Below are 12956 nucleotides of genomic sequence, written 5' to 3'. Positions count from 1 at the left end.
CTCGGCATTGATTAGATCGGAATCGCGTTCGCGCGGGGGCGTCGAGGTTTTATGCGGTGATGTTGGACGCCAGAGGCACCGATGGCAGGTGGCCGGGAATGAACGGAACGGTATAGTGAAAACCGCGACAGAGCAAGCCGTGCCAAGGTCTGCGTATACCGCTTGGATTGCCTGTGCCAGCCCTGCTATCTGGGGAACTATTCTGCCTCGCGCAGACGCAGGTAGCTTGCGAAGCGGGGGAGGCCGGTCTTGGTCTCGCCTTGGTATTGAAAAGTGATGGTGCTGCCGATGGGTGGCGGGTTGCGGCGTTCGGCGTCGCTGAAGCCGGTGCCGATGCGAAAGCGTCGGCCTTGGTCGTCCTGGACCAGCAGGGCGCCGAGCATGCCTTGGTATTTGCCGCGCCCGGGCAGGTGAGCCAGGACTTTGGCTTCGGCATCCTGCTTGGATTTGACTTTGAGCAGGTCGCTGGAGCGGCCCTCGCGGTAGCGCGCATCTTCATGGTGGAGCATCAGGCCTTCGCCGCCAAGCCTCTCGACGGCGGCGAGATGTGCCAACAGTGCTTTCTCGTCGGCGACGCGAAATTGCTCGATCAGGGCGATGCGCTCGGAGGGTGCGTCGGCAAGCAGGCGTTGCAGCTCGACCAGCCGTTCGCTGAAGGGGGCGTCCAAGGTTGGCAGGTCGAACACCATGAAGCGTACTTCGCGCCAAGCGTCTTCGTCCGGCTCTTGGCGTCGCGCCAGGCCGGACATGAGCGCGAACTGGCCGCGCCCGAGCCAGAGTTCGCCGTCGAGTGGCACGGACGGAAAGCCAGCGACGAACCAATCCGGTGCCTGGATGACATGGCCGCCGCGACTGATCAGGCGGCTGCCGTCCCAGCGGGCGCGCACGCCGTCGAGCTTTTCGCTCACCCAGTAATGTGCGACATCGGTGCCCGCTTGGTGAGTTTTGGCCAGCATCAGTGCCGGCGGTGTGGGTGGATGCGGGTGTGCGGTGGCTGCTGCTTCGCTGATCCCGGTGTCAGGCTGATTGTTGCGCGCGTCACTCCAGAGCGGTGCCGGTGCGACCAGTATTAGCAGAAAGAAAATACTCAGGCGGAGCCGGGTGCGCCCGGGCGCTAATACGACAGATGGCATGGTGTTCCTCGCGGCTAGGCGATTGGGTCAGGCGTGTCGTATGTTACACGAAGACCGCGAGGGGTGTGGGGTGGGCGTAACTGGGGCGATTAATCGCGTCAATCAGCGCTAGTGGGGATGGGGCCTTGGTCACTCCTGTTTGGGGTCTGTGTGGCCGAGGCTCCGCTACCCTCAATGACCGACAGCACGGCGCCAGAGCGCAGTCGGCGCGCGGCTTGGTATTGTTCTTCGGTCATTTGGCTGCCGATGATATTGCGCAGGCTCTCTGCATCGCGGTCGCCCTGATCGACGGCCAGTGACAGCCAGTAGTGAGATTGTGCAAGGTCGATGGGAAGGCCGCGGCCCTCGGCATAGATCAGGCCCATGGCGAATTGGGCGTCGACTTCACCGCGCAGGGCGGCTGCGCGCACCGCCGGCACCTTGGAGGGGTCGTTGCGCAGCAGGATGAGATGTTTGAGGTAGTTGTTATCGGCCATGAGCGCTGCCGGGCCGACGGGGCCCGGGCCTGCCGGTCGCCGATGCTCTGGGCCTCGGCTCAGTTTTTGACCCACTTCTCAAAGTTGTCGGTGGTTTTTTCCTCGCCGTCGCCGTAGCCGGACTCGTAGGCCTCGGTTAGGCGCTGCTCCTCGCGCTTTGGGTTCTGCAGAAAGCCACACTGCCAACCTTGGATGTACTCGTCGTCGACGCCGAGTTGTTCCATTTTGGTGACTGCATCGTAATAGAACTGATTCATTCCGCTCTCCGGACTGCTAGCTGATGGTCTGTGACCTATGGTTATTCCTGTGTCGAATCGACGGGGCATCCTCAAGCCTGCGCCCGCTGGGATTCAGCGCGCGGTGACGGGTTGCGGGAGTTAAATCCGGCCCCAGGCTGTTGCCCCGCTCGCGGGCGGCGCGCAGCCTGAACCCCGTCCGGGGGAGGATAGCTGATTAGAATACTGTATTTTTCCGATGGCTGTCATCCTTGGGATGGCGTGACCGGCATTGATGGATGCGACTCAGGCCGCCCGCCTTGTGAAGCTGCCTTGTCGCTCCAACCTTTTGTCCAAGTCACGCCCCTTGCTTTGACCGGTCCCAAGTCGCCCAAACCCGACCCGAGTTTGCCCATGCGCCCCGCTTATCTGCTGAAAATTCTTGACCGCGAATACCGAAGTACTGCTGCTGGCCATCACACACCGGTGATGCTCTGGGGACCGCCCGGCGTGGGCAAATCGCAGATGGTGGCGCAAATTGCCGAGCGACATAAGGCGCCCATGATTGACATCCGGCTGTCGCAAATGGAGCCGAGCGACCTACGCGGCATTCCCTTTCGCGTCGATGAGCGGGTGGAATGGGCGGTGCCCTCGCTGTTGCCGGATGCTGCGCGTCACGGGCCGTCCGGGATTTTGTTTCTCGATGAGATTACCTCGGCTCCGCCCTCAGTGTCGGCGGCGGCCTATCAGTTGATTCTCGACCGCCGTCTGGGCGACTACCAGGTGCCGGAGCACTGGGCCATTGTTGCCGCCGGCAACCGTCAGGGTGATCGCGGTGTCACCTATGCCATGCCGGCCCCGCTGGCCAATCGCTTCTCGCACTTCGAGGTCGAGACCCATCTGGATGACTGGGTGACCTGGGCCTATTCCGCTGGCATCGACGAGCGTGTTATCGGCTTTTTGCGTTTCCGCCCGGAGCTGCTGTTCGACTTTGACCCGGCGCACAATCCGGTGGCCTTCCCGTCGCCGCGCTCCTGGGAGTTTGCTCATCGTGCGCTGCAGAAGTTTCAGCACGACGAGGATCTGCTGCAAGGCTGCCTGCAAGCCTGCGTGGGGCCGGCGGCGGGTATCGAGCTGACCGCCTTCGTCAATAGTCTGGAGCAGATGCCGGACCTCGACGCCATTGTGCGCGGCGAGTCGGTACCGGTGCCGGAGGAAATCGATTTGCAATACGCGGTGGCTGCCGCCCTGGTCGGGCGCGCCATCCGCGCGCGCGAGGAGGGCGATGGCGCTGCCGCCATTGGCCACATCCTGACCTACGCCGGGCGTTTTCGCCAGCGCGAAATGGGGGTGATGCTGGTGTCCGATCTGCATCGTGCCCTGGGTAACGATCTTTTTTCGGTGCCGGCTTTTGCCGACTGGGCGCAGGCGGTGGCGGACGTGATGCTGTTTGATTGAGCCGCATCATGGCGAGATCCGGAGCAGGAGCAACTGACGCCGATCTGACTGCGCTCGAGACCAAGCTCGCGGCTGCGCGCACCCGACTGATTCTCGACAAGCCCTTTCTTGGTTCTCTGGTGCTGCGCTTGCCATTGCGCGCGGCCGATGCCGGCTGGTGTCCGACCACGGCCACTGATGCTCGGGCCTTCTATTTCAACCCCGAGTACATCGCCGCGCTCAGTTTGGCCGAGACCCAGTTCATGCTCGCGCACGAGGCGCTGCACTGCGCCTTGTCGCATTTCGAGCGTCGCCAGCACCGGGTGCGTCACAAATGGGATGTGGCCTGCGATTATGCGATTAACCCACTTTTGATAGACGAGGGGCTGAAACCGCCACCCAACGCGCTCATTATGCCGGCCTACCTTGGCATGACGGCGGAGGAAATCTATCCGCTGATCGACGACAACGACCAGTCTGAGACGCTCGACACCCATGCCTATGATCAAGACAGCGACAGCCAGCAGGGCAGCCAGGGGCAGGAGCTAAGCGAGCGGGACTTGGCGAACGGCAGCCGCGCGCGGGAGTCGGGCGAGGGTGAGCGCGGTGGCATGGGCCAGGGCGAATCGCAGCAGGCTGAAGCCGACGACAGCAACGGCCAGAGGCCCGCGCCGTCTGATGGCCAGAGCGCGCCGCAATCCCTGACGCCCGATGAGCGCGAGCAACTGCGGGTAAAGTGGCAACAGCGCCTGGCCGGCGCCGCGCAGCAGGCCATGCAAGCCGGTAAGCTCGGCGGCGAGCTGCGCCGCCTGATCGATTATCTGCTGCAACCCCAGTTGCCCTGGCGTAGCTTGCTGGCGCGCTACCTGAGCGCCTTGGCGCGCGATGACTACAGCTACGCACGCCCGTCGCGACGTGAGGGCGACTTTATCCTGCCGCGCCTGCGCAGCGACCAACTCGACCTGGTGATTGGGCTGGATACCTCGGGCTCCATCCGCGACGCGGAGATCGAGGAATTCATCGCCGAGATCGACGCGCTCAAAGGCCAACTTCGTGCCCGCGTGACCCTGCTGCCCTGTGATGCGGCTCTGAGCCCCGGCGCTCCCTTTGAGTTCGAGCCCTGGGAGCGCTTTCACCGCCCGGAGCAGCTGCATGGCCAAGGCGGTACCAGCTTCCTGCCGGTGTTTGACTGGCTGGCCGCGCGCGATCACCAGCCCGATTTGCTGCTGTACTTCACCGATGCGCAAGGGGCTTTTCCGCCGGCCGCGCCGGCCTTTCCAGTGCTGTGGCTGGTCAAGGGGCGTTCTCAAGTGCCTTGGGGAGAGCGCATTCAGCTCAACTGATTGCAAATATGGGTTTCGGTTTTGGGTCGGGTGATGGCCAAGGGGGGCTCGGCGGCCCTTGATCGGATCAGGGATGCCGCCGGGAAGCCTATAAGGAAGTGTTCACAGCGTCCTCCGTGGCCGTCACTAGGCCCAGAACGAGCCGACATTCCAAAGGGGTTCATACCTGGCAGGATGCCGCGCTCGGCTTGCTTTCAGGTCGCCGGCTTGAGAAGCTGTCGCCCCTAGAAAACTGCGGCGGAACCCATGTCGCGCTGCCGCACTCCAAGCCAAGATGCGACATTATCTTTGTGTAATAACCGATGCGCGTTTTCTGGCTGACCCTGACACTGCTGATTATGATTGTGGCCAATCCGCTGGCCGCTGATCCCTACCGCCTGCCGGATTTTGGTAGCTCCGCCGATACCGTCCTGTCGCTGGCCGACCAGCGATCACTCGCGCGCGCCTTTATGAAGAGCGTGCGCAAGGCACTGCCGGTGATCGAAGACCCAGTGCTGGACGACTACATCCAGTCGCTTGGACGCGATTTGGCGCAACAAAGTGGTGCCGTCGCCGGCTATCGGTTTTTCCTGATCAATCAGCCCTCGGTGAACGCCTTTGCCGGCCCTTCGGGACAAATCGGCGTGTTTGCGGGGCTGGTGCTGGCGGCTGAAACCGAGAGCGAACTTGCTGCCGTGGTGGCGCACGAGATTGCCCATGTCAGCCAGAAGCATCTGATGCGTTCGTTCGAGTCGCAGAAGCGCATGGCGGTTCCAGCCACCGCGCTGCTCATTGCCGCAGCACTGCTTGGTGCCCAGGTGGACTCCCAGGCCGGTATGGCGGCCATGGCCGGCGTGCAGGCCATCGCCATCCAGAACCAGATCAACTTCACGCGCGACAACGAGCAGGAAGCCGACCGCATTGGCATTGATATTCTGGCCGAGGCGGGATTTAACCCCTTTGCGATGCCGGGTTTTTTTGAAAGTCTTGGGCGCAGCAGTCGTTATTATGACAACAGCGCGCCGGAGTTTCTGCGCACCCATCCGGTGACCACTAGCCGTATTGCCGATGCGCTTGCCCGTGCTGAGCAATATGGACTGCGCCAGCGCCCGGATAGCCTGGAGTTTCATCTCGCCCGGGCCAACCTGCGCCAACGCAGCTACACCGGCGCGCAGCGGGCGGTGGAGCATTTCGAGTCGACGCTCGCCAGCGGGCGCTATCGCAACGCGCTTGCCGAGCGCTACGGCTATGCGCTGGCGCTGTTGCGCGCCGGTCGTTTCGAGCTCGCGCGGGAGCAGGCCGCTAGCTTGCTGAAGGCGCGTCCGAGTCAGGTGGAGTTTATTGTGCTGGATGCAAGCATCGACATTGAGGGCGGGCAGCCTGGCCGGGCGATTCGCAACTTAAAGAGCGCCTACGGTCTGCGCGGCGACAACTGGCCCATCGCGCAAACCTACGCTGAGGCCCTGCTGAAGACCGGTCAGGTCAAAGCCGCGCTGAGCATGCTCGAGGCATTTCATCGTCGACGCCCATCGGTCACTCAGATTTTCGGCCTGCTGGCCGATGCCGCCGGTCGCTCAGGTGCCAAAGCAAAAACCTATGGCTATCGTGCCGAGGAGTTGTACTATCAGGGCGATCTTGAGCCCGCGATTCGCCAACTCGAGCGCGCTGTGCGAATATCCGGAGTTGACTACCATCTCGCCTCCAAGCTGCAAGCGCGTCTGGATGAGATGCGCGTGGAAGAATCCTCCGAGAACAAGAAATGGTCGCGTGGCGATGATTGAAACCGGCGCAAGAGCAAATTTGAATGCCTCGACTTGGGCTCTAGCAATGTAATGAGCAGCTCGCAAGGACCATCAAGGGACCCGCTCCGGGACGGCCTGCCGCTTTGGGTCAAGCTCTGGCTCCTGCTCTCCATCCTGCTAACGCTTGCCTTCGCGGCCTTGGAGTATCAGGCCTACCGGCGCATGGTCAGTCAGTTACATGCGACCTTGGCGAGCGAGGCGCAGATTCTCAGCGAGCGAATGCAGCGCCTGCATCAGGGATTCCACGCTTTCGACCAGGCGGCAATCCCTGATCGACCGGCTGTCGTCCAACCCCTGGCTGACCCACCAGACTCACTGACCACTGCGGGAGCCGGCTTTCTGTCCGATGCCCTGCTGGCCCGGTTGCATGCCGATACCAGCCTGTCGCTGCCAGCCGAGCTGGCGCTCGATATCAATATCGAAGCGCGATCTGGCCCCGGAGAGTTATCAGCGCATGGAATCGACGCCGGTCGTGAAGGGGCAATCTATCGCGTCGCCATCCCGATTCCGCGTGCCGATGGCTGTGGGCATTGCCATGCCGAGCCGCTGCCAGCGCTGGATTTTGTGTTGAGCGCGCCGGAGAAAGGTCTGCGACAGGCGGGAGCCCGCCAATGGGCAACCACTCTGCCGGGAGATCTGATCGTCTGGCTGCTGTTGCTGGTCGCCATGGCAGTGCTGCTGCGCGCGCTACCGGGTAGGCGCTTGCGTCACCTGCGCACACGACTCCAAGCGGTCGCAGAGGTCACCGCAGAAGAGAGCACGTGCGAACAAGTCATTGCCCCGGCAAGGGCCATTGATGAGCTGGAGGGCTTGGCCAGGGACGTCGACGCGCTGCTCGGTAGTTTTGAGCTGCGCGAAAGCGAATTGCAGGCGGTACGCCGTTTCGCGCGCATCGGTTTCTGGTCATGCGATCTGCGCTCGGGCCGGGTTGATTGGTCGCCGGAGGTCGAATCCCTGATCGGCTGGCGGGCCGATATGCACGAGCGGCCGTTGCGGAGCCTGTTTGAGCAAATGGTGGATCCCGGGGATCGCGATCGGTTCAATCAGGTGCTCGATAAAGCGCTTGCGACTGGCCAGGCATTGGCCTGCGAGTTTCGAGTGCGCTTCCCCGAAGGCAGCATTACCTGGCTCAGCGTCACTGCGGAGGTGGTGCGCGACGCTCACGGCAAGGCGCGCCATATCCGCGGCATGCTGCAGTACATCGGCGAGCGCAAAGAGGCTGAGTCACGGCACCAGGAATATGCCACGCTGTTTGATCGCCTGTTCCGGGCGACCGGCACGCTCATGAGCTTCTCCGACCCAGAGACCGGCAAGCTGATCGAGGTCAATCCGAGTTTCGAGCGTATCACGGGCTATACGCGCGAGCAGGCAGTTGGGCACACTTGGCCAGAGCTTGGGTTGACAACCCCCGATCAGCGCGAGGCCATGCTCGAGCAATTGCGGCGCGATGGCGCGGTGCGCAACAGTCGCGTGAGCGGCCGCAAGAGCGACGGAGACTGCCTGGAGCTACAGTATTCTGGCACCCTGATCGAAATCGACGGGCACGCCCGAGTGCTGTCGATGGCGGAGGATATTTCCGAGCTGGTGCGCAGTGAGGAAGCGCTGCGCCGCAGCGAGGAGCGTCTGGAGCTGGCCATGCGCGGCACCCATGACGGACTCTGGGATCTGAACCTCAAAACGCAGGAGATTTACCTCGCGCCACTGTGGAAGGAAATGCTCGGCTACCGCGACGAAGAATTGCCCAATGACATGTCAACCTGGCAGCGTCTGGTCGAACCCGGGACCGACAAACGCGCCTGGAAGCTGCTGGATGCGGTGATCGCCGGCAAGGAGGCCGATTTCGCGATGGATATTCGGCTCAGGCACAAGGCAGGGCATTGGGTTGATGTACTCACGCGCGCCTACCTAGTGCGCGACGCCGATGGCGAGCCGCTGCGTCTGGTTGGCACTCACACCGATGTCACGCCACTAAAAAGGGCGCTGGCCGATGTTGAACGCGAGCGGCAACGCGCGGCGGATTACCTGAAGGTGGCCGGTGTGGTGATGGTGGCGCTTGACACCCGTGGCCGCGTCACCATGGTCAACGACAAGGGCTGCGCGCTGCTCGGTCGCGCCGAGGCCGACATTGTCGGATGCGATTGGTACGAGCATTTTCTGCCTGCCAAGCAGCGGCCTGCGGCACGGGATGCCTTTGAGCGGATGCTTCAGGGCGAGATTGAGCTGACCGAAGATGTCGATGGACCCATCCTGTCCGCTGATGGGAAGGAATACACTGTTAGCTGGCGCAACAGCCCTCTGCGCGACGCTGATGGCCGCATTATCGGCACCCTGAGTTCCGGGCTCGATGTGACTGAGCGGCGCCAGGTCGGGGCGGAACTGGCGCAGGAGCGCACCTTCCTGCAGCATGTCATCGACGGTATTGATGATCCCATCATGGTGATTGGTGAAGACTATCGCCTGATCCGGGTAAACAGTGCCGCAGCCCGTCGTGCTGAGGCGCGTGGCCTGTCTCTGGCCGATCTTAGCTGTCATACGCTGCTCTACGGCAGCGATGTGCCCTGCGCCAAGCGCGAGCTCGACTGCCCGCTTGCCTCGGTGCTGAAAGACCACAAGCCGGCCAAAGTGGTGCATCTCGATGAATCCGACAGTGAGGAACCGGATCAGCAGAGCTACGAGATTTCAGCCAGTCCACTTCTTGACGAGCATGGTCAGGTTGTTGGCATTATCGAAATCGCCCGGGATATTACCGAGCAACTGGCGGTGGCCGCGGAACTCAGACGCAGTGAACTCAGCGTGCTGCGTCTGTCGCAGTATGATCTACTCACCAGTCTGCCCAATCGCCTGCTGTTTGCCGACCGTCTGAGCGCTGGCATTGCCGAGGCGCGCCGGCGCGGGGCTAGTCTGGCAGTGATGATCGTCGATCTGGACCGCTTCAAGCACATCAACGACAGCTTCGATCATCATGACGGTGACGAGGTGCTCAAGTCTGTCGCCGCGCGCCTTCAGCAATTGGTGGGTGAGCACGAAACTCTGGCGCGCCTCGGCGGTGATGAGTTCGGCATTATTCCTGTGCCCTTCCACCACAAGCGCGAGCCGAGCGGCTTTGCCGAGCGCATCCACGAGGCGCTACAGCCGCCCTTCATGCTGCATGGCCAGCGGGTTCTGGTGGGAGCCAGCATCGGCATCGCCGTCTATCCGGCGCAGGGCAACACGGCCGATGATCTTCTGCGCAAGGCCGATGCCGCGCTCTACTCGGCCAAGGCCGATGGCGGCAAGACTTCGCGCTTTTTCACCGAGGAACTGACCGCCGATGCGCGCGATCGCCTGCTGCTGGAGGCGAACCTGCAGGAGGCTCTGGAGCAAGAGCAATTCGAGTTGCACTACCAGCCGCAGATCGACTTGCGCGCGGGTGGCTTAAGCGGCATTGAGGCGCTGGTGCGCTGGCGCCATCCCGAGCAGGGCCTGATCGCACCGGGGCGCTTTATTCCGCTGGCGGAGGAATCCGGCCTGATCAATCCCCTGGGCGACTGGGTGCTGCGCACTGCCTGCGAGCAGATGCGTGTCTGGCGTGAGGCTGGAGTGGTGGCGCCCGAGGTGATGATGTCGGTGAATCTGTCTGCGCGCCAGTTCGAGCAGGAGGAACTGGCAGAGAAGGTGCTCAGCATCCTGGAGCAGAGCGGTCTGGCACCGGCTGCGTTGGAAATCGAGATTACCGAATCCACCGTGATGCAATCGCCGCGCCGTTCCATCGACTGCCTGCGCCAGTTGCGCCAGGCTGGGGTGAAGATTGCCGTGGATGACTTTGGCACCGGTTACTCATCAATGAGCTATCTGAAACGCCTGCCGCTGACCAAATTAAAGATCGACCGTTCCTTCGTGTCGGACATCCCGGAAGATACCAACGATGTCGCCATTGTGCGCGCCATCATCGCGCTCGGTACCAGCCTGTCGCTTGAATTGCTCGCCGAGGGCATAGAAACCGAACAGCAGCAAAATTTCCTGCTCAAAGAGGGCTGCAAACTTGGCCAGGGCTATCTGTTCGCCAAACCACTACCGGCTGCTGAGTTCGTCCGCTTCGCAAACGAATTGTAAGGGCGAATGTATTTGCCCAAAAAATCCCCCGCAGAGCCGTCTCGGCCCGGCCAAGCACGGCCGGGTCGTTCATCCCCAAATTGCCCGTCATCCAATTGTCATGGTGCGCTGGTTCCGAGTTGCGTGAAAATGCACTCAAGCGCAGCCTGATTGCGTCCGGTCGGATAAAACGCATTGATGTCGCTGGCGAAGGTGGCCTTGTCAACAGTGCCTGCCGAGAGCTTGCTAGCCTCGTCGATGAAATAGGTATCGTTGCTGTCCATGTTCAGCAGATAGTCGATCGGCTGATTGCCAATGTTCAACTTGCCGCAGTTGGCGCTGAGCTGATTAAGAAAGTCGTTGGATTGCGGGGTCTCAGGTGCGATCAAGCCGCCGCCGCTGCAGCCGGTGAGTGCCAGGCCAAGCAGGGCGGCAGTGATGCCGGGTTTGATTTGGGCCGTGCTCGAGCGGGTCGAATTGAACAGTCGATAAAGCATGGGTCGGAACTCCTTGAAGTGTGTTATCAGGGCTTGCAACTATAGCGTGAATGGTTCGCGCGAGTCTCTTTGCTCCAGCGGCTTGGCGCGGACTGGCTGGACTGACTACAACAAGTCCTCAGCCGGGGGCTGCTCAATATCATGGCTTAGCATCTGGCCACCTGGAAATTTTTTAGTCCTTAATTTTAAGCAGGTCGAACCATGTCTTCTGAACCCAAAAAAATCGTGATCATCGGCGGCTCGGCAGCCGGCCCTAAGGCTGCTGCAAAGGCGCGGCGCACGGATGAATTTGCTGAGATCACCCTGATCCAACGCGATCCGGACCTCTCCATGGCCTCCTGTGGCTATCCCTACTACATCGGTGGCACCTTCGATGATCGCAATCTGCTGGTGTGCACCCCGGCGGGCATTCCGCGCGATCCGAAGTTCTTCGACAAGGCCAAGCGCATCAATGCCCTGGTGCGCACCGAGGCGATCAACATCGACCCCGCCAACAAAACCGTCACCTACAAGAATCTGGACACGGAAGAAAATGGCACAGTCTCTTACGACAGCTTAGTGCTGGCCACAGGCGCAGCGCCCGTCTGCCCGGTTGCGCCTGGGTTTGACCTCGAAGGCGTGCTGACACTGCACTCCATGGCGGATGCCGATGCCCTGCGCAGCATTCGCGACGAGGGCAAGGTCACCCGCGCCATTATTGTTGGCGGTGGGCTGATCGGCTTTGAAGTCTGCGAGGCACTGCGCCTGGCCGGCATCGAGACCACCATTATTGAAAAAACCCCGCAGGTTCTGCCTTTCCTCGATTCCGATCTGGCCAAACTGGTTGAGAACCACACCCGTCTTCAGGGCGCGGACATTATCGTCGGTAACGGCGTGGCGGAGTTTCTTGGCGAGGACGGCCAGCTTACTGGCGTGAAGCTCGACAACGGCACCGAGCTACCGGCCCAGCTGGCCGTGATTGCCGTGGGTGTGCGACCCAATATCGCCCTGGCCCAGATGGCCGGGCTTGAGATCGGCGCCAAGGGTGGCATCCGGGTCAATGAGTTCATGCAAACCTCCGACCCGGACATCTATGCCGCTGGCGACTGCGTGGAATGCACCTCGCTGATTACCCAGGAGCAGAATCGCGCGCCCTATGGTGACCTGGCCAATCTCCAGGGGCGCGTGGTCGGGCAGAATGTGATCGAACCCGGCAGCGCACGCTTTCCCGGCAACACCCAGACCGGTATTTGCAAGATCTTCGACTTCACTGTCGGCGTTACCGGCCTGTCAGACGTCGCCGCTCGCGCCGCCGGGCTGGATGTCGAAACCGTGGTCATCTCGGGCCTGGATATCCCGGTGTTCATGGGAGGCAAATTGCTGATCAGCAAGCTGGTGGCCGAGCGCGGCAGCGGCCGCATTCTGGGCTTTCATTGCGTTGGTCCGGGCGATGTCAGCAAGCGGGTCGCCATTATGGCCACCGCGATTATGGGTAAGCTCACTGTGACTGACATGGTGAATGCCGATCTGCCCTACGCGCCACCCTATTCGCTCGCGCTCGACCACGTCATCATCGCGGCCCATGCGCTTGAGAATAAACTGAAAGGTCGCATGCAGGGGATATCGGTCAGCGAGGTCAAGCGCAAGGTCGATGCTGGCGAGGATGTGTTTATTCTCGACACTCGCAACCCGGCGGAATATGAGCAAATGCGGCTAGGTATCGGCGAAACACTCATCCCCCAGGGCGCCATTCGCGACCGTCTTGAGGAGCTGCCACAGGACAAGGACAAAGAGATCATTCTCTACTGCAAAATCTCCCTGCGCGGCTACGAGGTTTCATCCATCCTGAAAGCCCATGGCTGGCGCAATCTGAAGGTGATGGAAGGTGGCATTATGGCCTGGCCTTTCCCACGTGAGAAATAGCCGCTATTGCGTGATCGCTTCCAGGGTCGCATCCAGGGTCGCACCGCTCGGCGCCTGATACTGGACCGCGGGCGGACAATGGTCTAGCCTTGTCCGCCCTG

At 61.7% G+C, this 12956-nt stretch carries 9 protein-coding genes; 5 read left to right on the top strand and 4 right to left on the bottom strand.

Annotation, left to right across the window (positions count from 1 at the left end; genetic code table 11):
- Positions 1-197: 197 nt before the first annotated feature.
- From Thiofri_RS22055 to Thiofri_RS22045, 3 genes are all read right to left on the bottom strand, one after another.
- Complete coding sequence (locus tag Thiofri_RS22055; RefSeq protein WP_009148603.1) at positions 198-1133, bottom strand: DNA ligase; 936 nt, start codon at positions 1131-1133, stop codon at positions 198-200.
- 98 nt (positions 1134-1231) lie between these two features.
- A complete protein-coding gene (locus tag Thiofri_RS22050) occupies positions 1232-1609 on the bottom strand; it encodes a sel1 repeat family protein (RefSeq protein ID WP_009148602.1) in 378 nt (125 codons plus the stop codon).
- 59 nt (positions 1610-1668) lie between these two features.
- On the bottom strand, positions 1669-1866 hold the full coding sequence (locus tag Thiofri_RS22045; RefSeq protein WP_009148601.1) for an Alvin_2107 family globule sulfur oxidation protein: 198 nt from the start codon (positions 1864-1866) through the stop codon (positions 1669-1671).
- 372 nt (positions 1867-2238) lie between these two features.
- Between Thiofri_RS22045 and Thiofri_RS22040 the strand changes: the two genes are divergently transcribed.
- The 4 genes from Thiofri_RS22040 (at position 2239) to Thiofri_RS22025 (ending at position 10477) form a co-directional block, all read left to right on the top strand.
- A complete protein-coding gene (locus Thiofri_RS22040; RefSeq protein WP_009148600.1) occupies positions 2239-3282 on the top strand; it encodes an AAA family ATPase in 1044 nt (347 codons plus the stop codon).
- Positions 3283-3290: 8 nt separating this feature from the next.
- Entirely contained in the window at positions 3291-4604 is a 1314-nt protein-coding gene (locus Thiofri_RS22035) for a vWA domain-containing protein (protein WP_009148599.1), read from the top strand.
- 302 nt (positions 4605-4906) lie between these two features.
- Positions 4907-6364, top strand: coding sequence for a M48 family metalloprotease (locus Thiofri_RS22030; protein ID WP_009148598.1), 1458 nt, complete (start codon positions 4907-4909; stop codon positions 6362-6364).
- 51 nt (positions 6365-6415) lie between these two features.
- Positions 6416-10477 (top strand): EAL domain-containing protein, encoded by a 4062-nt coding sequence (locus Thiofri_RS22025; protein ID WP_009148597.1) that lies wholly within the window; start codon positions 6416-6418, stop codon positions 10475-10477.
- 98 nt (positions 10478-10575) lie between these two features.
- On the opposite strand, the gene Thiofri_RS22020 is transcribed toward Thiofri_RS22025, so the two are convergent.
- Positions 10576-10953 (bottom strand): hypothetical protein, encoded by a 378-nt coding sequence (locus tag Thiofri_RS22020; protein WP_009148596.1) that lies wholly within the window; start codon positions 10951-10953, stop codon positions 10576-10578.
- Between the two features lie 201 nt (positions 10954-11154).
- Between Thiofri_RS22020 and Thiofri_RS22015 the strand changes: the two genes are divergently transcribed.
- Complete coding sequence (locus Thiofri_RS22015) at positions 11155-12855, top strand: FAD-dependent oxidoreductase (RefSeq protein ID WP_009148595.1); 1701 nt, start codon at positions 11155-11157, stop codon at positions 12853-12855.
- The last annotated feature ends 101 nt before the right edge of the window (positions 12856-12956 follow it).

Source organism: Thiorhodovibrio frisius (genome assembly GCF_033954835.1).
In the GTDB taxonomy this organism is placed as follows: Bacteria; Pseudomonadota; Gammaproteobacteria; order Chromatiales; family Chromatiaceae; genus Thiorhodovibrio; species Thiorhodovibrio frisius.
The sequence above is the reverse complement of the archived record's forward strand: the minus strand, read 5'-3'. Positions and strand labels throughout refer to the sequence as shown.